Below are 21,847 nucleotides of genomic sequence, written 5' to 3'. Positions count from 1 at the left end.
CCTTCGGGGGACGGTGGGCGGGGTGCGCCGGGTGCTCGGAAGGGCCCGGAACCGCCTCCTCCTCAGGGCCGATGCCCGCGTCCGTCTCCGGATCGGCCCCGGCGTCCCGGCCCGGCTCTTCGGCCGTGCCCGAGTCGCCCCAGTCCGGCTCGCGGTCCCCCTCCGGGTCCCCGCCCATGTCCGTATCGGCGTCCGCGCGCGGATTTCCGGCGTCGGGCTCCTCGGGTCTGCCGGGTCTCGGGCGTCCCTCGCCGGCCGGACGGCCCGCCAGGGTGAGATCGAACTCGGGGGCCACCGTCGGACGGGCTGGGGGTGGGACTGACTCCTCGGCGTATGCGACAGGTGCGGTCATCAGCAGCGACGCGACCGCGAGCGCGCAGGGGGTGCGGAGCGTAGGAGTCACCGACTCAGCGTCACATGTTATGACAAAACCGGCATCTCGGGAGGTTCATCCGGGTACCGCCAGCTTTCGGTGCCGCCAAGCCTCAGTACCGGGCACGCCCCGAAAGCACCCACGCCCCGAAAGCACCCACGCCCCGAAAGCACCCACGCGCCGAAAGCAGCCACGCGCCGAAAGCAGCGACGCGCCGAAAGCGCCCACGCCCCGGAAAGAGGGGCGCCCCGGACTACCCCGCGTTCCCCGTCGAGACCGTCAGCTCGAACTCCTGGCCCCTGGGCAGGATGGCCGCGCCCGGCCGCGGGTACTGGTCGATCACGATGTCCTGCGCCTGCGAGCCGTCGTCCTCCGACTTCACCGCCGCCCAGGTCCAGCCCGCCTCACGCAGACAGTCCTTCACCGACAGGATGTCCTTGTAGCGCAGGTCGGGGGCCGTCACCTTGGACGGATCGAGCCCGTCCTCCGCGGCGTCCGAGCACTCCGTCGCGTCGATCGTCCGGTTGCGCTCCGGGTCGCGGTGGCCGCCCGACGAGCCCGACGAGTACGAGGATTCGCTGTTCGACGGGTCGGCCGTGCCACCGTTGCCCGGGTCGTCCTGGTTGAACGAGAGCGCCGCTATCAGCCCGCCGATGGCCAGAATCGCGACCGCTATCGACCCCACGATGACCGGCATGTTCCGCCTGCCGCCACCGCCGTGCCCACCGCCGTGCCCTCCGCCGTGAGCGCCATGGCCCCCACGCCCGCCACCGGGCGCCGTCGCGGGCTGCGGCGACATCCCGTACGGCTGCGGCGTCGGCGGCATCGGCTGCTGGGGAGCCTGGTACGCCGCCGGGGCCTGCTGCGGATAGCCGTACCCGGCTCCCGGAGGCGCCGGGGTCGGGGTCGGGGTCGGCGGACCGTACGATCCCGGGCTGTACGGCGTCTGCACCCCCTGCGCCGACGGCGCCTGTCCCGACTGGCCCACCGGCGGGAAGACCGCCGAGCCCACACCGGAACCGCTGTTCTGCGGAGCGCCCGGCACGATCACCGGAGCGCCCGTCTGGCCCGCCGTCAGCACCCGTGCGCACTCGTCGCGCATCGCCGCCGCGCTCGGGAAACGCTCGTTCGGGTTCTTCTTCAGCGCCCGCGCGACGAGCGCGTCCATCGCCGGGGTGACCGAGCGGTTGATGCTGGACGGAGCGACCGGCTCCTCCTGTACGTGCGCGTACGCGATCGCCAGCGGGGAGTCCGCGTCGAACGGCAGCCGGCCCGTCAGGAGCTGGAAGAGCATGATGCCGACCGAGTAGAGGTCGGAGCGGGCGTCCACGGCACGCCCGAGGGCCTGCTCGGGCGAGAGGTACTGGGGGGTGCCGACGACCATGCCGGTCTGGGTCATCGAGGTGACCCCCGACTGCATGGCGCGCGCGATGCCGAAGTCCATCACCTTGACGACGCCGCGCTTGGTCATCATCACATTGCCCGGCTTGATGTCCCGGTGGACCAGGCCCATCTCATGGCTGGTCTCCAGCGCGGCCAGCACATCGGCCGTCACCTTGAGCGCCTTGTCCGCGGGCATCGCGCCGTACTGGGTGATGTCCCGCTGGAGCACGGAGCCGAGCGGCTGCCCCTCGACGTACTCCATGACGATGTACGGCATGAGCGCGCCGGAACCCGCGGCGGAGCCGCTCTCCTGCAACGTGTCCTCGCCCGTGTCGAAGACCGAGACGATATTGGTGTGCGACAGCTTGGCGACGGCCTGCGCCTCGCGCCGGAAGCGCTCGCGGAAGGACTGCTCGCGCCCCAGCTCCGTGTGCAGGGTCTTGATGGCGACCTGACGGTCCAGCGCCGAGTCGTACGCGAGGTACACGGACGCCATGCCGCCCTCGCCGAGCAGGTCGCGAAGCTGGTACCGGCCGCCCGCGACCGAACCGCCGGCGTAGCGTCCCTGTGCGCCGTGCTGGCTCATGACTGTGCTTCCCCCCTCGGCGCGCCGGCGCGGTCCGGTCCTGCGGTCCTGGACGCGATGGTGCTCACGCGGTGATCCCGTTATTACGCGCCAAGTCTGCCCCAGGGCAGTGACACGTCAAGCCGGGTGCCCGTTCCGTGACCGTACGCACAACAAGCGTCTCGGAAGCGTTACAGGAAAAGCATGGAACGAAGGCCTGGAGGACGTGGTGCGTGCAGGGAATTTGCGTAGGTATCTGGTCGCCGGGTTTCATGGCCGGTCCACCGTGGACCGGTGTGTCATACGGAGGCTGTAGCGTGATGTGGCACAGCCACCTCTGAGAAACCCATCCCTGAAACACGTACATACCGCGGACCGCGTACGCGGTCGTGAAGCGGACGGAAACGACGGCGAGGACTGATGGCACCCGAACCCGAAGCAGGCGGCGGAGTGTCGGACGCCGCGGACTCCTGGGGCGATGGCGGCCTGGTCGGAGGGCTGGTCGGCGACGGCCGCTACCGGATGACCCACCGTCTCGGCCGTGGCGGCATGGCCGAGGTGTTCGCGGCGGAGGACGTACGGCTCGGGCGCACCGTGGCGGTCAAGCTGCTCCGCGCCGATCTCGCGGAGGACCCGGTCTCCAAGGCCCGGTTCACCCGCGAGGCACAGTCGGTCGCCGGGCTCAACCACCACGCGGTGGTGGCGGTGTACGACTCCGGCGAGGACACGGTCAACGGGCAGACCGTGCCGTACATCGTGATGGAGCTGGTCGAGGGCCGCACCATCCGCGATCTGCTGGTCAACGCGGAGGCGCCGCCGCCCGAGCAGGCGCTGATCATCGTCTCCGGTGTGCTGGAGGCGCTGGCGTACTCGCACCAGCACGGCATCGTGCATCGGGACATCAAGCCCGCCAACGTGATCATCACCGACGCCGGCGCGGTCAAGGTGATGGACTTCGGTATCGCGCGCGCCCTGCACGGCGCGCAGTCGACGATGACCCAGACCGGCATGGTCATGGGCACGCCCCAGTACCTCTCCCCCGAGCAGGCGCTCGGCAAGGCCGTCGACCACCGCAGCGACCTGTACGCCACGGGCTGTCTGCTCTACGAACTCCTCGCGCTGCGGCCCCCGTTCACCGGTGAGACCCCGCTCTCCGTGGTCTATCAGCACGTTCAGGACATTCCGGTGCCGCCCTCCGAGGTCTCGGACGTGGCGCCGCCGGAGCTGGACGGTCTGGTCATGCGCTCGCTGGCGAAGGAGCCGGACGACCGGTTCCAGAGCGCCGAGGAGATGCGCGGACTGGTCCAGTACGGCCTGCAGATGCTCCAGCAGCAGGGCAGCCACACGGGCACCTGGAACACCGGCACGTTCGACGCCCATTTCGGCGGCGGCACCCCGGCGATGGGCATGGCCGCGACGACCGCGATGGGCCATCCGCCGCACGGCGACACCTCGCAGAGCCCGATCCTGCCGCCGGGAAATCCGCACGACGGCGCGTACCACGGAGGCGGTGGCGGCGGTGGCGGCAGCAAGATGTGGCTCTTCGTCGCGCTCGCGGTGATCGCGGTCGTGGCGGGTGTGGCGTACGCGGTGAACAGCATGAACGGTACGGATCAGAAGGGCACCTCGGACAAGCCGACGGTCACGACGAGCCAGGAGACGCCGAGCAGCGACGAGTCGACGCCGTCCGACGAGCCGAGCGAGACCGAGCAGACGGACGACTCGTCGGGGGGCAGCGACAACTCCAACTGGCCGCCGGCCGACGAGCGGCCGTCCGAGACGCCCAGTGAGACCGAGAAGTCGTCACCGACGCCGACCTCCAGCGACGACACGGGCACGTCGGACGGCGGCGGCGGTACGAGCGACGGCGGGACCACCGGCGAACCGTCGAGCGATCCGACGGCGTCGGAGCCGGACACCGGCAGCGCCGACGGAGGCACCGGGGAGACGCCACCGGGGACCAGCAGCGGCCAGGGCGGTACCGCGAGCGGCTCCGACGGCCTGGTCACCGGCGGCTGACCGAAAGGACGGACCGACAAGGACCGACAGGACGGACCCGGCCGGAGCGCTTCACGGCGCTCCGGCCGGGTTTTTTGTGGGGCGGAGGCAACCGTCAACCGTCCCGTTCCGTGGAGCGGGCGGCGGCCGTCCCGCTCCGTGCCGCCGGGGCAGCCCTCCGGCCGGGCTCGCTACCCGGACGCCGTCCCCGCTTTTCGGCCGCCGGGCCGAGGTCCCGGGCCGGGCCGGGCCCGCACTGCTCAAGCCGTCGGCCCGAGGCCCGGCCACGCGCTCAGTCCGAGAATGCCTCGCAGACCGCCTCGTACTCCCGCGTCCACCACACCGCGAGGGCCGACACCGCGGCGAACAGCGGGTCGGCCCGCCGGTCGTCAAGCTGATAGCGCCAGCGCAGCACCCAGAAGTCGTTGAGCCGCTCCCACCACACCCGGTGCACGGCCGCGGCCAGTTCGGAGGCGGCGGCCCCGGCCGCGCGGCGGTAGGCGCGCGCGTACGCCCGTACCTTCGGCAGCTCCAGCTCGCCGGTCGGGCGTACGAAGAAGATCGCCGCGGCCCGTACGGCCTCCTCGGCCCGTGGCTGGACGCCGAGCCGGTCCCAGTCGACGATCGCGGCCGGCTCGCCGCCCCGGTAGAGCAGATTCAGCGGGTGGAAGTCGCCGTGCACCCAGCCCGTGGCCGGCTCGGCGCCCGGGGCCGGTCTGCGGTGGGCATGTTGTTCCAGCAGGGCGCGGCGCTCCACGAGCCGGTGCTCGGCGAGGGCGTCGAAGGGGTCGCCGGGGGTACGGCCACGGGCCAGGGCCAGCAGCTCGTCGATCAGCTCGAAGGTGTCGGCCGGGTCCGGGCTGTCATGGCTGCTCCGGTCAAAAATGCCCTGGTCGAGGCTCTCGTCGTACCGGTTCTCGTGGTAGGGGCCCTCGTGCAGCGGCGGTGCGGAGTCCCGCCGCATCACCCGCTCCAGACAGGTGTGCACCCGCCCGAGGAGTCCGCCGAGGCGCCGTGACTCGGCGGCCGTGAGCTGCGAGCCGTCGCGGTGGCGCCCCTCGACCCAGGGGTGCAGCGCGTAGCAGCGGCCCTCGATCACCGCGACGGTGTCGCCGTCGGCGCTCTCCACGGGCGGCGCGACGGGCACGCCGAGCGCCTGGAGGCGTTGGGTGGCGCGGTGCTGACGGGCGATGAGCTGGTGGTCGCCGTCGAGATGGTGTTTCAGGAAGTAGGTGCCGTGTGTGGTGAAGAGCCGGTACCCGCGGTTGAGGAGGCCCTGGGCGACGGGCTCGCAGGACAGCGGCTCGCCCGCGTTCCGGTAGCGGCGCAGCAGCGCGCGGACGGGAGGCGCCGTGTGACCGGCCTGAGCGGCGTGACCGGTCTCGGCGGCATGGCGGGTCCGAGCGGCCTGGCCGGTGCGGGCCGCGGGGATCGCGGGGCTCGTGGGGGCGGCGGAGCGCCCGGAGAGATCGGTACGGATCGGAACGGGTCTGGCGCGGCCGGCACGGCCGACGACGGGCTGGGGGATCACGGCAGGCGCGGCAGGCGTAGCGATTTCATATGAGCGCGGCACTTGTCAGATGTTAGATCACGCAGCGTATCTGCTTGGTCGCTCTCGGGAGTAGTCGAGTGTGTGTACGGTTACAAACTGCGGCACAAGCCGCATATAGACCGGATCGAACGGTTCTCCGTCCACCCGGCGCGGGCCATTACCGAACAGCGCCAGCTCCGGAGCGGTCGGCTGGATGATCTCGGCCGTACCGGTGAACTGCACCGACCACCGGTCGGTCTCTTCGCTCTCCTCGCTGGCGAAGTTGTCCGCGCCGTACGCCACCACTCCGCCGCCGCACGCCCGGTGATAGCCGTGGCCGGCGTGCATCCGCAGCAGGACCGAGCCGCCGGTCACCACATGGCGGGCCGGGGCCACGAACGGCAGGGCCCGCATGCTCGTCGCGACCCGTCCGTACGAGACGCGGTTGAGCAGCTCTATGGCGCGGAGTTCCTCGGTGGACATGTTGTCCACTCTCCGTCACGAACCCACCCCGTCAACAGAGGACGCGGCCCTTCAACAGAGGGACGTTGGTCCCGGTTGGGACAGGTCCCGCCGCGGTACGAGGGTCCCGCGACGCGCCCGGGCCGTACGGCTCAGCCCTTTTCGGCCTTCAGCCGGGCCACGTACGCCGCCGCCTGCGACCGCCGCTCCATGCCCAGCTTGGAGAGCAGGCTGGAGACATAGTTCTTGATCGTCTTCTCCGCGAGATGCAGCCGCTCGCCGATGGCCCGGTTGGTCATGCCCTCGCCGATCAGATCCAGGATCTTGCGCTCCTGGTCCGTCAGCGCGGCCAGCTTGTCGTCGTCCTTGGGTCCCGTACCGCTGCGCAGCCGCTCCAGCACCCGGGCCGTGGCCACCGGGTCGAGCAGCGAACGGCCCGCGGCGACATCCCGTACCGCCGTGAGCAGTTCGTTCCCGCGGATCGCTTTCAGCACATAACCCGAGGCCCCGGCCATGATCGCGTCGAAGAGCGCCTCGTCGTCGGCGAAGGAGGTGAGCATCAGGCACTTGACGTTCTCGTCCTGCGAACGTATCTCGCGGCAGACCTCCACGCCGCTGCCGTCGGGCAGCCGTACGTCCAGCACGGCCACATCGGGGTGCGTCGCCGGAATCCTGGCCATCGCGTCGGCGGCCGTGCCCGCTTCGCCTACGACCTCGATGTCGTCCTCGACGGACAGAAGCTCGTAGACACCCCGCCGTACGACTTCATGGTCATCGACCAGAAATACCGTAATTTTTCCTTCTTGCTGCACAGAATTCAGTCTCACACACTCGCCTCATCCCTGCCCTTCCCTGGTTCGGATCAGCGGGATAACGTGCCGTTGTTCCGGCGGCCTGCGAGGCTGTGACCAGTGGTATTCCAGACTTTGCCGATTTACTTGGAAATCCAAGCAAAATTGCAGGTCAGATGGGGTTTCGCAGTAATGCTGCCCACTGGGTAACGTGCCTGTGACAGAGCGCTCGCCGGGGCACCTGTCACGCCTGTTCCGACCGAGGGGCACCCACCCCGTGCCCACGGCGAGAACAGGCGAGCCGCACTGGTTCCCGGCGGATCCCGGGGGCCGGACAGACGGAGGAGCACGCACGTGACCGTGGAGAGCACTGCCGCGCGCAAACCGCGACGCAGCAGCGGCACCAAGCGCGCCAGCGCGAAGAGGACGCCGCAGCCACAGAGTTCCGACCCCCAGCTCGTACAGTTGCTGAGCCCGGAGGGCGAGCGGGTCGAGCACCCGGAGTACCGGATCGACCCGACCCCGGACGAACTGCGCGGGCTGTACCGGGACATGGTCCTGACCCGCCGCTTCGACGCCGAGGCCACGGCGCTCCAGCGCCAGGGCGAGCTGGGACTGTGGGCATCACTGCTGGGCCAGGAGGCCGCGCAGATCGGCTCGGGGCGCGCGCTGCGCGACGACGACTACGTCTTCCCGACCTACCGTGAGCACGGTGTGGCCTGGTGCCGGGGCGTCGACCCGACCAATCTGCTGGGCATGTTCCGTGGCGTGAACCACGGCGGCTGGGACCCCAACAGCAACAATTTCCACCTCTACACGATCGTGATCGGCTCGCAGACGCTGCACGCCACCGGCTATGCCATGGGTGTCGCCAAGGACGGCGCGGACTCCGCCGTCATCGCGTACTTCGGGGACGGCGCCTCCAGCCAGGGCGATGTCGCCGAGTCGTTCACCTTCTCCGCGGTCTACAACGCGCCGGTCGTGTTCTTCTGCCAGAACAACCAGTGGGCGATCTCCGAGCCCACCGAGAAGCAGACCCGGGTGCCGCTCTACCAGCGCGCGCAGGGGTACGGCTTCCCGGGCATCCGGGTCGACGGCAATGACGTACTCGCCTGTCTGGCCGTGACGCGCTCCGCGCTGGAGCGGGCCCGCCGCGGCGAGGGGCCCACGCTGGTGGAGGCGTTCACGTACCGGATGGGCGCGCACACCACCTCCGACGACCCGACCAAGTACCGCGCGGACGAGGAGCGCGAGGCCTGGGAGGCCAAGGACCCGATCCTGCGGCTGCGCCGCTGTCTGGAGCGCGAGGGCCACGCCGACGAGGCGTTCTTCGCGGCGCTGGACGAGGAGAGCGAGGCGCTGGGCAAGCGTGTGAGAGAGGTGGTGCGAGCGATGCCCGACCCGGATCCGATGGCGATCTTCGACCATGTCTACGCGGACGGGCACACGCTTGTGGACGAGGAGCGCGCGCAGTTCGCCGCGTACCAGGCGTCCTTCGTGGACACCGACACCACCGGGACCGCCTCCGCCGCCGAGGGGAGCAAGTGATCATGACCGTACAGAAGCTGCCGATCGCCAAGGCCATCAACGAGTCGCTCCGCAAGGCTCTCGACACCGACCCCAAGGTCCTGATCATGGGCGAGGACGTCGGCAAGCTCGGCGGTGTCTTCCGGGTCACGGACGGGCTCCAGAAGGACTTCGGCGAGGACCGGGTCATCGACACCCCGCTCGCCGAGTCGGGCATCATCGGCACGGCCATCGGTCTCGCGCTGCGCGGGTACCGGCCGGTGGCGGAGATCCAGTTCGACGGTTTCGTCTTCCCGGCGTACGACCAGATCGTCACCCAGCTCGCCAAGATGCACGCCCGCGCTCTGGGCAAGATCAAGATGCCGGTCGTGATCCGGATTCCGTACGGCGGCGGCATCGGCGCGGTCGAACACCACAGCGAGTCGCCCGAGGCGCTGTTCGCGCATGTGGCGGGGCTGAAGATCGTCTCGCCGTCGACGGCGTCGGACGCGTACTGGATGATGCAGCAGGCCATCCAGAGCGATGATCCGGTGATCTTCTTCGAGCCGAAGCGGCGCTACTGGGACAAGGGCGAGGTCAACACCGAGGCCATCCCGGGCCCGCTGCACCGGGCGCGGGTGGCGCGGGAGGGCTCGGACCTCACGCTCGCGGCGTACGGTCCGATGGTGAAGGTCTGCCTCGAAGCCGCCGCGGCGGCCGAGGAGGAGGGCAGGTCGCTGGAGGTCCTCGATCTCCGCTCGATGTCCCCGCTCGACTTCGAGACGATCCAGGCGTCGGCGGAGAAGACGCGCCGGCTGGTCGTGGTGCACGAGGCACCGGTCTTCTTCGGCTCGGGCGCGGAGATCGCCGCCCGCGTCACGGAGCGGTGCTTCTACCATCTTGAGGCGCCGGTGATCCGGGTCGGCGGCTACCACTCGCCGTATCCGCCGGCGCGGCTGGAGGACGAGTACCTCCCGGGCCTGGACCGGGTGCTCGACGCCGTCGACCGCTCGCTCGCGTACTGAGGAGTGCCGTGACCATGACTGCTGACACTTCCACCGGCCCATCGGCCGCCGGCTCCCCGGACCGCTACCGCGAGTTCAGGATGCCCGATGTGGGCGAGGGCCTGACCGAGGCCGAGATCCTCAAGTGGTACGTACAGCCGGGCGACACGGTGACCGACGGCCAGGTGGTGTGCGAGGTCGAGACGGCGAAGGCGGCTGTCGAGCTGCCGATTCCGTACGACGGGGTGGTGCACGAGCTGCGGTTCGGGGAGGGCACGACGGTCGATGTCGGCGTGTCCATCATCACCGTGGATGTGGCGCCGGGGAGCGGGGCGGCGGCTGAGCCGTCCGCCGGTGAGGCCGCGCCGTCCGCTTCCGTACCGGCTCCGGAACCGAAGGCGGCCGACGAGCCGAAGGGCCGTCAGCCGGTGCTCGTCGGGTACGGAGTGGCCGACGCGCCGACGAAGCGGCGCCCGCGCCGGGGTACGTCCGTACCCGAGCAGGCCACGGCGGCGGAGGCGGGGGAGGTGGCCCGGACCGCGGCCGCCGCGATCCAGGCGGAGATGAACGGGGCGGCCCCTGCCGCGGCACCTGCTGCGGCACCCGCGCCTGAGGTACCCGCCCCCGCGCGTCCGCTCGCCAAGCCGCCGGTGCGCAAGCTCGCCAAGGACCTCGGCGTGGACCTGGCGACGATCACCCCGACGGGCCCCGGCGGGGTCATCAGCCGCGAGGACGTCTACGCGGCGGCGGCCCCGGCAGCGGCGGCGGCCGTGGCGGCCACCTCGGCGGTCGCCCCGGCCCCCGCGGCTTCGCCCGAGCCGGTGACCGCGCCGTCCGTGGTGCCTGTGGCACCCGTGGCGTCCGCGGCACCGGTGGCGGCGCAGGCCGGTCCCGGCCGGGAGACCCGTATCCCCATCAAGGGGGTACGGAAGGCCACGGCGGCGGCCATGGTGGGCAGCGCGTTCACCGCGCCGCATGTCACGGAGTTCATCACCGTCGACGTGACGCGCACGATGAAGCTGGTCGAGGAGCTGAAGTCCGACAAGGACATGGCGGGCCTGCGCGTCAACCCGCTGCTCCTCATCGCCAAGGCCCTCCTGGTCGCCATCAAGCGCAACCCGGGGATCAACGCGGCCTGGGACGAGGCGAACCAGGAGATCGTGGTCAAGCACTACGTCAACCTGGGCATCGCGGCCGCCACCCCGCGCGGTCTGATCGTTCCGAACATCAAGGACGCCCACGACAAGACCCTGCCCCAGCTGGCCGCCGCCCTCAGCGACCTGGTCGGCACGGCCCGCGAGGGCAGGACCACCCCGGCGGCCATGCAGGGCGGCACGGTCACCATCACCAACGTCGGCGTCTTCGGCGTCGACACCGGTACGCCCATCCTCAACCCGGGCGAGTCCGCGATCCTGGCGGTCGGCGCGATCAAGCTCCAGCCCTGGGTCCACAAGGACAAGGTCAAGCCCCGCCAGGTCACCACCCTGGCCCTCTCCTTCGACCACCGGCTGGTCGACGGCGAACTGGGCTCGAAGGTCCTGGCGGACACAGCGGCGATCCTGGAATCGCCGAAGCGTCTGATCACCTGGTCCTGACCGGGTCCGTACCGACCCGGTCCCCGCGCACACCACCGCCCGGCCCCGGAACCCGCGCACAGGGTTCCGGGGCCGGGCTTCGCGCTGATCAGGAACGCGGCCTCCGAGCGCGGGAGTTCCCGCCGGGCGAAGGCCGGGCGCGGTCCAGCTCCCGCGCCGGTCCGTACAGATGTGCCTTTCCGTCAGCCCACCGTTGACAGCAGGCCCACGCCCGTCAGGTGTTCCGACTCGGTCCACAGGCGGGCGTTGGCCGCGGGGTCCAGGGCCCGGCGGGTGATCCGGGCGGTGGTGGTGGGGCCGACCAGGCCGAAGCGCCCGCCCGGGCCGTAGTACCCGCCCGCGACCGCGTCCGGGCTGGTCGCGGCGTGGAGCAGCGGCTCCGTCCCCTGCTCGGGCGCCTGCGAGGGCAGGAAGTCCATCGACGTCAGCATCCTGGCGCTCAACGGCGGCTTGCCGCTGCCGAGGCTCGCGCCCGCCGTCTGGAGGTTCGTCCGGGTGTACCCCGGGTGCGCGGCCGTGCTCAGCAGCGGCCAGCCGCGCTCGGCGGCGACCGCGGCGAGCTGCCTCGTCAGCATCAGATCCGCCAGCTTGGACTGCGCGTACGACAGGCTGGGGCTGTAGCGGCGGCGCTCCCACTGGAGGTCGTCGAAGTGGATCCGGCCGTAGTTGGCCGTACCGCTGCTCATGGTCGCCACCCGCGGCGCCGGCGCGGTGAGCAGCAGCGGAAGCAGCCGGATCGTCAGGGCGAACGGGCCGAGGTAGTTGCTGCCCATCTGCAGTTCGAATCCGTCGGCGGTGGTCAGCCGGGTGGGCGGCGCCATCACCCCGGCGTTGTTGACCAGCAGGTCGAGCGGGGTGCCGTCGGCGAGCAGCCCGTCGGCGAACTCCTTCACCGACGCCAGATCGGCCAGATCGATCCGGCGGATCTCAAGCTGCGCGCCCGGGTGCTCGGCCAGGATCTCGTCGCGGGCCTGCTCGCCCTTGGCGACGGTACGTACGGCCATCACGACCCGCGCCCCCGCGCCTGCCAGCCGGCGCACGGCCTCCTTGCCCGTGCCGCTGTTGGCACCGGTGACGACGACGGACTTCCCGGTCTGGTCGGGGACGGCATACATGGTGGCTCCTTGGACGTGGAGGGTCAGGACATGAAGGGAGCAGGAGGCCGGAACCTCTAGAAGACCGGCGGTCTGTTGTGAATCAAGCTAGCAGACCGACGGTCCGATAGCAATAGACCGGGGGGTCTGTAAGCTATGGCCATGACCATGCCCTTCCAGCGCGCCCGCAGTGACGAGCAGCGCGCCGTGCGCAGACAGGCGATCCTCGACACGGCCGCCGCGATGCTCACCGAGATGCCGGTGGCGCAGGTGAGCCTCAACGAGCTGAGCCGGCGCGTCTGCCTCGCCAAGTCCAATGTGCTGCGCTACTTCGAGTCGCGTGAGGCCGTGCTGCTGGAACTGCTCGACGCCGCGATGAGCGAGTGGCTGGCCGACCTCGACGAGGTGCTCACCGGCGCGGTGGACGCCGACGCCCCGCTCCCCGAGCGCGGTGACCAGCTCGCCGCGGCGCTCGCCGCCTCGCTCGCGGACCGCCCGGTCCTGTGCGACCTGGTCGGCGCGCAGGCCGCGGTGCTCGAACGCAATGTCTCGCCCCAGGTCGCCGCGGGGTACAAGCGCGCCGCCATCGCCCAGATCGGCGTCCTGACCGGGCTGTTGCGCGCCCGTCTGCCCGAGCTGACCGAGCACGACGCGGTACGGTTCGGCGGCGCCGTCCTGCTGACGACCGGCGCGGTCTGGGTCCACGCGCAGCCCTCGGCCGCGATGCTGGAGGCGTACGAGGCCGACCCCTCGCTGGCGGCCATGCGGCTCGACTTCACCACGACGCTGCGCGAGATGTTCGAGGTCCTGCTCACGGGCCTGCTGACAAGGGCCGCACGCTGAGGCGCCTCGCGGCGACGCGCCCCGTACGGACGCGCCCTGCGCGGGGGGCCCTACGGTGCTGGGCCTTACGGAGGCGGGCCTTGCGCCTCGGGCCCTACGGCGCCGGGCCTACGGTGCCGGGCCTTACGGTGCCGTGCCTCAGGCCGAGGCGGCGACGCGAGGCGGCGGCCCGGCGTCCGTACCCGCCCGCGCGCGTGACCCGGGGCTCAGGACGCCAGGTCGCGGGCCTGGCGGGCCGCTGCCTCCACGGAGCCGCGGTGGAGCGGGCCGTGGCCCGGGAGAAGCGTGTCGCCGCCGGTCTTCTCCAGGATGTCGAGCGTGGCGAGCGCCCGCCGGCGTTCCGTGTCGAACATGGCGGGGAGCAGTTGCGGACCCTTCGCGCGCGAGGTCGGATGCCCGCTGACAAGCGCGTCCCCGGAGATGAGGATCCCGGCCCGCGGCAGGGCGTACGCGCAGTGTCCCGCGGTGTGGCCAGGGGTGTGGACGGGCACCGGGCGCCCGGGCAGGTCGAGCGGACCGGCCGGGGCCGGGAACGGCCGCGGGTCCGTGATGCGTGAGTCCGCCGTGCCGCCGGAGCGGATGGCGTGCACGGCCCATGGCAGGACGCCGGGGCGCCAGCCGTTGAGCAGCACCGTGCCGACGCTCACCTGGTGCAGGAACTCGCGCCGGGCGTGCGGGACTTCGGCCTCGTGCAGATAGACGGGCGTGCCGAACGTACTGCTGAGGTGTTCGGCCGAGCCGATGTGGTCGTTGTGCGCGTGCGTGATGAGGACGGCGGTGATCGCCTCGGGAGCGTGACCGAGTTCCGCCAGCGACTCCAGGAGGAGTCCGCGGTCGCCCGGGTAGCCGCAGTCGATCAGCGTGACCGCGTCGCCTTCGCTGAGCACGACCCAGTTGGTGTTGCTGCCGTGGACCAGGTGAACCCCGTCCGTCACTTCAACGAGCGTGTTTTCTCGCATGGCACGCGCAATCCCGAGAGCGTCCAGGACCGGGCCCGTACGCGGACCGGTCGCTGCGGCCGCCGCCGCACTGCCTTGGCCGGGAGCAATCTAACCGCACCGCCCGTGCCCCGGTCCTCAGGGGGTGGGAAGCGCCTGTGGACCCGCTGACGGGCCTCCGGCGGGCCCGCCGGCACGGGGGCCGCACGCCGAGGGGCCGTGCCGGAGTGTTGATCTCCGGCACGGCCCCACGGACAGCGCTCGCTCAGAGCCCTATGGACACGGGCTCAGGCTCAGGCGGTGAAGATGAAGTACTTCCAGGCGCCGTGCGTCGTGTAGTTCACGTTGTCGCCGGACGTCGTGTCGATGTACGACGAGACCATCCGGGCACGGACCCCGGTCTCCCGACCGCCGACCAGCTCCACCAGGGAGCGGCCGTCCGTCCCCAGCCTGAAGTACTCCTCGCCGACCCTGTACCACTTCCCGGCGTAGTAGACCTCCATCGCGAACCGCTGCGACCGGCCCGGGTAGTACGTCATGGCCGAGTTGAAGAGCGGGTTCGTCTTCTTGTGGAAGTAGTAGTACGTCGTGGAGCCGATCTTGCCCGTCTTGTAGTGGCGGGAGACCGTCGTGGAGACGTTCACCTTGGTGTAGACGGTCGACTTGACCGTCCTCGGCGCGTACCGGGCGTCGCCCGTGAACACCGCGGTGACCACGGTGTCGCGGGTCATGTCCAGGACCGCCGAGATATCGCCCTTCGAGTTCACCGTGCCCCGCTTGAGCAGCTTCTTCGGCTTGTCGGCGCCGTACGGGTCCGCCCAGATCTCGACGGTCCGGTTCTTGTACGTGGTGCCGAGGTGCGCCAGGAATTTGGGGTCCTGGCCGTACAGGAAGACGTTGAGATTCCGGGTCAGCGTGAGCGCGGGCGTGGACCTGGAGACATTGACCGAGGCCGACCCGGAGGCGGCGGCGTGCGTGGCGCTGCCCGCGTACGACACCTTGTAGGTGACCTTGCCGCCGGCCGGCGGGGTGTCCGTGAAGGAGAACGCGCCGCCCGCGCCGAGCGTCTTCGTACCGAGGGACTTGCCGCTCGGCGAGTCCAGGTCGGTACGTGTGACGGTCAGCGGCGTCCCGGCCGGGAGCGGTACGGACGCCGTGAGCTTGCCCTTGACGGTGAGCGCCTTGGCGCGCGTGGCGGAGGCGGGCGCGGTGACCGTCAGCGTCGGGAGCGACTTGGCCGGGTCGGTCAGGACACGCAGGGAGTAGGTGCCCAGGCTGTTGCTGGACACCGCGAACACCCGGCTGCCGTCCGGCGCCCAGGCCAGGGCGCCGGGCGCGAGGAGGTCGGCGCCGCTGGTGTTACCGGTGTTGGGGAAGTCGTACTGCCGCACCGGCTTGGTCGAGCCCGGCTTGAAGATGTGGACGTCGGGGTCGTACGACGAGTCGCTGCCGCCCGCGATGGTGCCGTCGGGGGCGATGGCCACGGCGTTCGGGTAGGCACCGGTCGGGTAGCCGCCGAGTGGCGTGAGATCGGTGGCGGAGTACGCGGCCAGGCCGTAGGGGCTCGCGTCGTTCCACGAGGTGAGGACCTTGGTCCCGTCCGGCGTCAGATCGATCTGCTTGACGGTGTTCTCCATACGGGTCTCACCGCGGAGCGTGGCGCCCTCCGCCGAGACGTCGTACACACCGAGCGCGTTGCTGCCCCCGACCGCCAGGACGCCCGGCACGGCCGGGTCGGCGCCGAGGAGCACCGTGCCGTCGACGTCGACGTCCGACCGCTGGCGGAGCTTGACGACCGGCTCGGCGCCGGAGATGTCGAGAGACCCGAGGTTCGCGCCGTAGCCGAACCAGATGCGGCCGTCCACGACCTCGAGGTCGGCCGGGGCGTCGGCGCCGTCCAGGGCGTAACTCGTCGTCGCCTCGTACGTACCGGTGTCCACCGACACGATCCGGTCTTCGCCCGTGACCGCCGCGTAGAGCTGTCCCGAGTCCGGCGACAGGGCCAGCCCGTGCACGCCGGGCAGGCCCGTGACGGTGCCCAGGACCGTGCCCGTGTAGTCCGTGGCGACGATCTTGTCGCTGGTCGGGTCGCTGACGAAGACCTTCTTGTGCACACCGTCCACGACGATGTCGCCGGCCGACTGCACCGGCAGGACCTTGCTGGAGTCGGCGGCGGCCGGCCCGGCCGTGCCCGCGACCAGCGCGGCCGAGCTGAAGAGGACCGCGAGCGCTGTCGCGGCCGGAAGAGTGCGCGTACGCACGATGGTTCGTACCCCCCAGATGAGGCCTGCCCGTTGGTCCGGACAGGTGTTCGCAGACTAGGTCATCCCTCGGACAGGCCCTTTGCCGCCTGTGGACAACCCGGACCGGGTGTGACCGGCGTGACCGATGTGATCAGTCGCGCCGTGTGAGTCAGCGCCGTGTGAGTCGTGCCGTGGGATCAGTCGCGCTGAGCGTCCGCCGGAAGCGTCCGCAGCTTCATGGTCTTGGCCGTCGACGAGCCGAAGCCGTAGTCGAGCAGCTTGGCCGCGTCCTTGTAGCGGTCCGAGCCGTTCAGGACGACTCCGACGAGCGTCTTGGTGCCGCGCGTGGCGGCGAAGACCAGGCAGGGCCCCGCGGCGGTGCCCGTACCGGTCTTGATGCCGATGGCGCCCTTGTACGAGCCGAGGAGCTTGTTGGTGTTGTACCAGGTGTACGTGCGCTTGCCGCCGTTGCTGGTGGGCGCGGTGGTCTTGTACGAGGTGGCCTTGACGACCGCCCGGAAGTTCGGGTTCTTCATCGCGTACTGGGCGATCTTCGCCAGGTCGCGCGGGGTGGTGTAGTTGTTCCCGCTCGGCGAGATGCCGTCGAAGGAATCGAACTTGGTGTTCTTGAGCTTGAGTTCGGTGGCCTTCGCGTTCATCTTCGCGATGAACGACTTGGTGCGCGCGGCGGCCGTCGAGCCGCTGCCGAAGGTGTCGGCGAGGGCGTACGCGGCGTCGCAGCCGGAGGGCAGCATCGTCCCGTACAGCAACTGGCGGACGGTGAGCTTGTCACCGGTCCGCAGATCCGCGGTGCTCGCGCCCTGCTTGGCGACATAGTCGCGGTAGCCCTGCTTGACGGTCACCTTGCGGTTCAGGTCGACGCCCTTGACGCTGAGCACCACCGCGGCCGTCATGATCTTCGTCGTACTGGCCATCTGGCGCCGGGTGTCGGCGGCCTTGCCGTACACCGTCGCGCTTGTGGCGTTGTTGAGCACGAACCCGCCCTTGCCGCTGATGGCCGGCGCGGTGGCGGCCTGCGCCGTCGCGCCCAGGGACGAGACGGACAGCAGCGCGCCGGCGACCAGGGCGACCACGGCGCCCCGGCGTGCGCCCGGGAGACTGGAAATCAAAGGAAACGCTCCGAATCCGCGAATGCGTTGAAATGCGCCAGAAAGGGGCCATCTTGTGAAAGGGGTCCTCTGATGAGACGTCCGAGCCCCCCGAATGGATGCACGCGGGCGCGCGATTGTGTGGCGGAAATGTGAGCGAGTGCGCCCCCAAGTGGTCCCGGAACGGCCGCCGTCCGTATCCCGGACGTGCGTATCCGTGCATCCCTCTTGTATCTATGCTGTGCGCATGCCATCCGCCGCTGCCGCTCCCGAGAAGCGACCGCCCGCCGCAGACCGTGTCTACAGCCATATCAAGGAAGCCGTGCTCGACCGCCGCTACGAAGGCGGCACCCTGCTCACAGAAGGGGAGTTGGCCGAGGCCGTCGGGGTGTCCCGGACACCCGTGCGCGAGGCGCTCCTCAAGCTGGAGGTCGAGGGGCTGATCAAGCTCTACCCCAAGAAGGGCGCCCTCGTCCTCGCCGTCTCCGCCCAGGAGATCGCCGATGTCGTCGAGACCCGCCTGCTGGTCGAGGAGTTCGCCGTACGCAAGGCCGTGCCGGCGTCCGCCCGGCTGATCGGGCGGCTGGAGGAACTGGTCGACGAGCAGCGGCAGCGCGCCGTGGACGGGGACCTCGCCGCCGTCGCCGCGACCGACCGCTCCTTCCACGCCGAGATCGTCCGCCACGCCGGCAACCAGATCCTCTCGCGGCTGTACGACCAGCTCAGGGACCGTCAGTTGCGCATGGGCGTCGCCGTCATGGAGGCGCATCCGGACCGTATCGCCAAGAACATCACCGAACACGCCGAACTGCTCGAAGCCATCAGGACCGGCGACGCCGACGGCGCCGCCGCCTGTCTGCGCCGCCACATCAGCCGGGTCAAGGTGCTGGTCAGGGGTGAGGCCCGGTGAGCACGCCCTCCGCCACCCTGCCCGGCGACCCGCCCGGCGGCCGCCGCGCCGCCTGGGTCTGGGGCATCGGCGTCTCGGTCTACTTCGTCGCCGTCACCTTCCGTACCAGCCTGGGCGTGGCCGGACTGGACGCCGCCGACCGTTTCGGCGTCAACGCCTCCGAGCTGTCGACCTTCTCCATACTCCAGTTGCTGGTCTACGCGGGCATGCAGATACCCGTCGGCCTGATGGTCGACCGGCTCGGCACCAAGAAGGTGCTGACCATCGGCGTGGCGCTGTTCACCGCCGGACAGCTCGGCTTCGCGCTCGCCCCCTCGTACGGCATGGCCCTCGCCGCCCGCGCCCTGCTCGGCTGCGGCGACGCGATGACCTTCATCAGCGTGCTGCGGCTCGGCAGCCGCTGGTTCCCGGTCCGCCGCGGACCGTTGATCGCCCAGGTCGCCGCGCTCTTCGGAGTGGCGGGCAATCTCGTCTCCACCATCGTCATCTCCCGCGCCCTGCACGGCCTCGGCTGGACCACCACCTTCGCGGGCAGCGCGCTCGCCGGTGTCCTCGTCCTCGTACTGCTGCTGCTCTTCCTCAAGGACCACCCGGAAGGCCATGAGCCACCGCCCGCCGAGCACGCGGGCGGTGCCTATGTCCGGCGGCAGATCGCCGAGTCCTGGCGCGAGCCGGGCACCCGGCTCGGGCTGTGGGTGCATTTCACCACCCAGTTCCCGGCGATGATCTTCCTGCTGCTGTGGGGCATGCCCTTCCTGGTCGAGGCGCAGGGGCTGTCCCGGGCCGTCGCGGGTGAGCTGCTCACCCTCGTCGTCCTCTCCAACATGGGCGTCGGGCTGGTGTACGGGCAGGTCATCGCCCGCCACCACCGGGCCAGGGCCCCGCTCGCCCTGGCCACGGTCGGAGCGACGGCGCTGGTCTGGGCCGCGACGATCGCGTACCCCGGCGACCACGCGCCCATGGGCCTGCTGATCACGCTCTGCGCGGTCCTCGGCGCCTGCGGACCCGCCTCGATGATCGGCTTCGACTTCGCCAGACCCGCGAACCCGCCGGAACGTCAGGGCACGGCCTCCGGAATCGTCAACATGGGCGGTTTCACCGCCTCGATGACGACGCTCTTCGCGGTCGGCCTCCTGCTGGACCTGACCGAGGGGAACTACCGGATCGCGTTCTCGTCCGTCTTCGTCCTCGAAGCGCTCGGGATCGCGCAGATCCTGCGGCTGCGGGCGCGCACGGTCCGCCGGGAGCGGGACCGCCTGGTGGCGAGTCGGGTGGAGGCCGTGCACGTACCCGCGTAGCACGCAACCGCGTCAGGGCGCCGAGGGTGCCTGAGGGTGCTTGCGGGCCGGTACGCCGGTGCGCCGTACGGTACGACGCGGGCAGGGGGCGGATCCGGATCGTGCGGCGCGCCAGGACGTACGGCGTGCGGGCCCGTACGTACGGACGGTCGCGGACGGCCGTGCCGCCTCCCCCGCCTCACACGGCGGCCGGGCGTGCGCCTGCCGGTCCCCGGCCCAGCGGCCTACCGCGTCACCGCGAACTCGCGCAGGATCGCCGCCGCCAGCTCGTCATCGCCGTCGATCTTGATCCGGTCCGCGACCGCCGCGGGCCGCACCCGGCCGCACGCCAGCCGGAAGTACGTCTCCCAGTCCATCGCCAGCGTCACCAGCGGGCCGAGCGAGGGCGAGCCGTCGATCGAACCGCGGCCGTCCGCGCTCACCCGGACCGTCCGCAGGAACTCCACCGGACCGCTCACATCGATCACCATCGCCGAGTTCGGCGGCGCGCCCGCGTCCTTGGCGACCACCTTCGGCAGCGCGGCCAGCAGCGCGTCACGGGTGACCAGCGCGCCGGGGGAGTCGAGATTGCCCGGCTTGTTCAGCGTCGTCCGCAGATCCTGCTCATGCACCCAGACATCGAACGCCCGCGCCCGCATGGCCGTTTCGAGCGTCTGCTCCTTGCCCAGGGGCGCCCGGACCATCGCGTCGGGCGACCGGTTCTCGTTCCTGAGCTGCCGGTTGCGGCGGATGATCGTGTACTCCAGCTCCGCGGTCATCTCCGGAGCGGTGTGGTGCCGCCGCACATCGACCTGCATCTCCATGTAGCGGGCGAACTCACTCTGCACATGGTAGAGATCGCGCGGCAGGGAGTGGATGGGCCGCGGGTCCCCGAGCATCTCGCACTCCATGCCGATGACATGCGAGACGATGTCCCGTACGGACCAGCCTGGACACGGCGTGCGCCAACTCCATTCGCCCTCGACGAGCGGCTGCACCAGCTCGGCTATGGCCTCGATGGAATGGGTCCAGGCATCGGCGTAGTTTTGAAGGCTGGGATGGACGGTCACGGGACCCCTCGGCGGTTCTGCGGTACGCGGGCTGGCTTGCTGGCTGGCTGCGGGCTGCGTGGGAGGTTCGGCAGCTAAGTTACGCTGCTCGATGGCACCCCGGCAGTGCTTTCGTGTGACGATCGTAGGCCCGTGTTGACGGGTCGAATGCCAGGACGGTGGTACTGTGCGCGCCTCGCTCATCCAGATCGCAGTAGACCCGCACGAATCGGTCGACTCACGCAGGCGCCGCGCGGCCGCCCTGGTGCGGGAGCAGGCCGGCGCCGATCTGGTGGTGCTGCCGGAGCTGTGGCCGGTCGGGGCGTTCGCGTTCGAGGCCTTCGCCGAGGAGGCGGAGGCGGTGGACGGGCCGACCTTCGAGGCGATGGCGAAGGCGGCGGGCGACGCGGAGGTCTGGCTGCACGCCGGGTCCATCGTGGAGCGGGACGCGGACGGCGCGTTCTACAACACCTCGCTGGTCTTCTCCCCCGCCGGTGAGCTGGTCCGTACGTACCGCAAGATCCACCGCTTCGGCTTCGACAGGGGCGAGGCGACGCTGATGAGCGCGGGCGAGGAACTGGTCACCGTGCCGCTCTCGGGCGAGGGGCGCGAGACCGTGCTGGGCCTCGCCACCTGCTACGACCTCCGCTTCCCCGAACTGTTCCGCGGGCTGGTCGACGCGGGCGCCCGGCTCCTCGTCGTACCGGCCGGCTGGCCCGAGCGCCGGCGCGCGCACTGGACGCTGCTGGCGCAGGCGCGCGCGGTGGAGAACCAGTCGTACGTACTGGCCTGCGCAACCGCCGGTACGCACGCCGGGGTCGAGCAGTCGGGGCACAGCATCGTGGTCGACCCGTGGGGCGAGGTGCTGGCGGAGGCGGGCGCGGACGAGGAGATCCTCACGGTCGACCTGGATCTGGACGTGGTCGATCGGACCCGCGAGCAGTTCCCGGCACTGAAGGACCGCCGCCTGGGCCTGGACACCCCGGCCCACCGCTGAAGCGAGCGGACGTCCGCAGTACACCTCCGTAGTACAGCGTGCCTGGTGCAGCGCGCTTCGTACGGCCGTGATGAGGCCTTCATGCGGGGATGGCACCCTTGTCCCCATGACCGACGCGACACCCGCCCCCGCTCGACCCGGCGTGCAGCCAGACCTCCGCGTCGCCCGCCGCCTTCGCC

The 21,847-nt window shown here is 70.8% G+C and carries 17 protein-coding genes and 1 pseudogene; 8 read left to right on the top strand and 10 right to left on the bottom strand.

Annotated features, from left to right (window positions below; translation table 11 throughout):
* Positions 1 to 403, bottom strand: a pseudogene (locus WH07_RS06300) (hypothetical protein); the annotation flags it as partial.
* Between the two features lie 223 nt (positions 404 to 626).
* A complete protein-coding gene (locus WH07_RS06295) occupies positions 627 to 2,342 on the bottom strand; it encodes a protein kinase domain-containing protein (protein WP_046496326.1) in 1,716 nt (571 codons plus the stop codon).
* 399 nt (positions 2,343 to 2,741) lie between these two features.
* Here WH07_RS06295 and WH07_RS06290 point away from each other — a divergent pair, with 399 nt between their 5' ends.
* The gene (locus tag WH07_RS06290) at positions 2,742 to 4,340 is read left to right on the top strand and encodes a protein kinase domain-containing protein (protein ID WP_046496325.1); all 1,599 of its coding nucleotides are present in this window, start codon (positions 2,742 to 2,744) and stop codon (positions 4,338 to 4,340) included.
* Positions 4,341 to 4,611: 271 nt separating this feature from the next.
* Here the strand turns inward: WH07_RS06290 and WH07_RS06285 are convergent, their stop codons facing one another.
* From WH07_RS06285 to WH07_RS06275, 3 genes are all read right to left on the bottom strand, one after another.
* Positions 4,612 to 5,652, bottom strand: coding sequence for a phosphotransferase (locus WH07_RS06285; RefSeq protein ID WP_046496338.1), 1,041 nt, complete (start codon positions 5,650 to 5,652; stop codon positions 4,612 to 4,614).
* A 255-nt stretch (positions 5,653 to 5,907) separates the two neighbouring features.
* Positions 5,908 to 6,333, bottom strand: a complete 426-nt coding sequence (locus tag WH07_RS06280; RefSeq protein WP_046496323.1) for a pyridoxamine 5'-phosphate oxidase family protein — start codon at positions 6,331 to 6,333, stop codon at positions 5,908 to 5,910.
* Between the two features lie 131 nt (positions 6,334 to 6,464).
* Positions 6,465 to 7,124: a response regulator gene (locus WH07_RS06275; protein WP_046496321.1), complete on the bottom strand. Its 660-nt coding sequence runs from the start codon at positions 7,122 to 7,124 to the stop codon at positions 6,465 to 6,467.
* Positions 7,125 to 7,457: 333 nt separating this feature from the next.
* Here WH07_RS06275 and pdhA point away from each other — a divergent pair, with 333 nt between their 5' ends.
* The 3 genes from pdhA to WH07_RS06260 are packed head-to-tail and all read left to right on the top strand — an operon-like array spanning position 7,458 to position 11,208.
* Positions 7,458 to 8,651, top strand: coding sequence for a pyruvate dehydrogenase (acetyl-transferring) E1 component subunit alpha (gene pdhA / locus WH07_RS06270; protein WP_046496319.1), 1,194 nt, complete (start codon positions 7,458 to 7,460; stop codon positions 8,649 to 8,651).
* 2 nt (positions 8,652 to 8,653) lie between these two features.
* Complete coding sequence (locus WH07_RS06265; protein ID WP_046496317.1) at positions 8,654 to 9,634, top strand: alpha-ketoacid dehydrogenase subunit beta; 981 nt, start codon at positions 8,654 to 8,656, stop codon at positions 9,632 to 9,634.
* A 14-nt stretch (positions 9,635 to 9,648) separates the two neighbouring features.
* Entirely contained in the window at positions 9,649 to 11,208 is a 1,560-nt protein-coding gene (locus WH07_RS06260; protein ID WP_046496315.1) for a dihydrolipoamide acetyltransferase family protein, read from the top strand.
* A 182-nt stretch (positions 11,209 to 11,390) separates the two neighbouring features.
* On the opposite strand, the gene WH07_RS06255 is transcribed toward WH07_RS06260, so the two are convergent.
* A complete protein-coding gene (locus WH07_RS06255; protein WP_046496313.1) occupies positions 11,391 to 12,323 on the bottom strand; it encodes an SDR family oxidoreductase in 933 nt (310 codons plus the stop codon).
* A 147-nt stretch (positions 12,324 to 12,470) separates the two neighbouring features.
* On the opposite strand from WH07_RS06255, the gene WH07_RS06250 reads away from it, so the two are divergent.
* Positions 12,471 to 13,145, top strand: a complete 675-nt coding sequence (locus WH07_RS06250; RefSeq protein ID WP_408645810.1) for a TetR/AcrR family transcriptional regulator — start codon at positions 12,471 to 12,473, stop codon at positions 13,143 to 13,145.
* A 206-nt stretch (positions 13,146 to 13,351) separates the two neighbouring features.
* Here WH07_RS06250 and WH07_RS06245 read toward each other — a convergent pair whose 3' ends face one another.
* The 3 genes from WH07_RS06245 to WH07_RS06235 form a co-directional block, all read right to left on the bottom strand.
* The gene (locus WH07_RS06245) at positions 13,352 to 14,104 is read right to left on the bottom strand and encodes an MBL fold metallo-hydrolase (RefSeq protein ID WP_046496311.1); all 753 of its coding nucleotides are present in this window, start codon (positions 14,102 to 14,104) and stop codon (positions 13,352 to 13,354) included.
* 272 nt (positions 14,105 to 14,376) lie between these two features.
* Positions 14,377 to 16,344 carry a hypothetical protein gene (locus WH07_RS06240; RefSeq protein ID WP_046496309.1) on the bottom strand — a complete coding sequence of 656 codons (1,968 nt, stop codon included), beginning with the start codon at positions 16,342 to 16,344 and terminating at the stop codon, positions 14,377 to 14,379.
* A gap of 179 nt (positions 16,345 to 16,523) precedes the next feature.
* The gene (locus WH07_RS06235) at positions 16,524 to 17,456 is read right to left on the bottom strand and encodes a D-alanyl-D-alanine carboxypeptidase family protein (protein WP_079022991.1); all 933 of its coding nucleotides are present in this window, start codon (positions 17,454 to 17,456) and stop codon (positions 16,524 to 16,526) included.
* Positions 17,457 to 17,682: 226 nt separating this feature from the next.
* Here WH07_RS06235 and WH07_RS06230 point away from each other — a divergent pair, with 226 nt between their 5' ends.
* Positions 17,683 to 18,345 (top strand): GntR family transcriptional regulator, encoded by a 663-nt coding sequence (locus tag WH07_RS06230; protein ID WP_046496331.1) that lies wholly within the window; start codon positions 17,683 to 17,685, stop codon positions 18,343 to 18,345.
* Positions 18,342 to 19,643 (top strand): MFS transporter, encoded by a 1,302-nt coding sequence (locus tag WH07_RS06225; RefSeq protein WP_046496307.1) that lies wholly within the window; start codon positions 18,342 to 18,344, stop codon positions 19,641 to 19,643. The genes WH07_RS06230 and WH07_RS06225 overlap by 4 nt, the downstream gene beginning before the upstream one ends.
* Before the next feature lie 224 nt (positions 19,644 to 19,867).
* On the opposite strand, the gene WH07_RS06220 is transcribed toward WH07_RS06225, so the two are convergent.
* The gene (locus WH07_RS06220; RefSeq protein ID WP_046496306.1) at positions 19,868 to 20,692 is read right to left on the bottom strand and encodes a maleylpyruvate isomerase family mycothiol-dependent enzyme; all 825 of its coding nucleotides are present in this window, start codon (positions 20,690 to 20,692) and stop codon (positions 19,868 to 19,870) included.
* A gap of 166 nt (positions 20,693 to 20,858) precedes the next feature.
* On the opposite strand from WH07_RS06220, the gene WH07_RS06215 reads away from it, so the two are divergent.
* On the top strand, positions 20,859 to 21,668 hold the full coding sequence (locus WH07_RS06215; RefSeq protein WP_046496304.1) for a carbon-nitrogen family hydrolase: 810 nt from the start codon (positions 20,859 to 20,861) through the stop codon (positions 21,666 to 21,668).
* Positions 21,669 to 21,847: the final 179 nt, after the last annotated feature.

This window comes from Streptomyces odonnellii (genome assembly GCF_000981895.1).
GTDB lineage: Bacteria > Actinomycetota > Actinomycetes > Streptomycetales > Streptomycetaceae > Streptomyces > Streptomyces odonnellii.
This window is presented reverse-complemented; position numbering and strand designations above follow the sequence as displayed.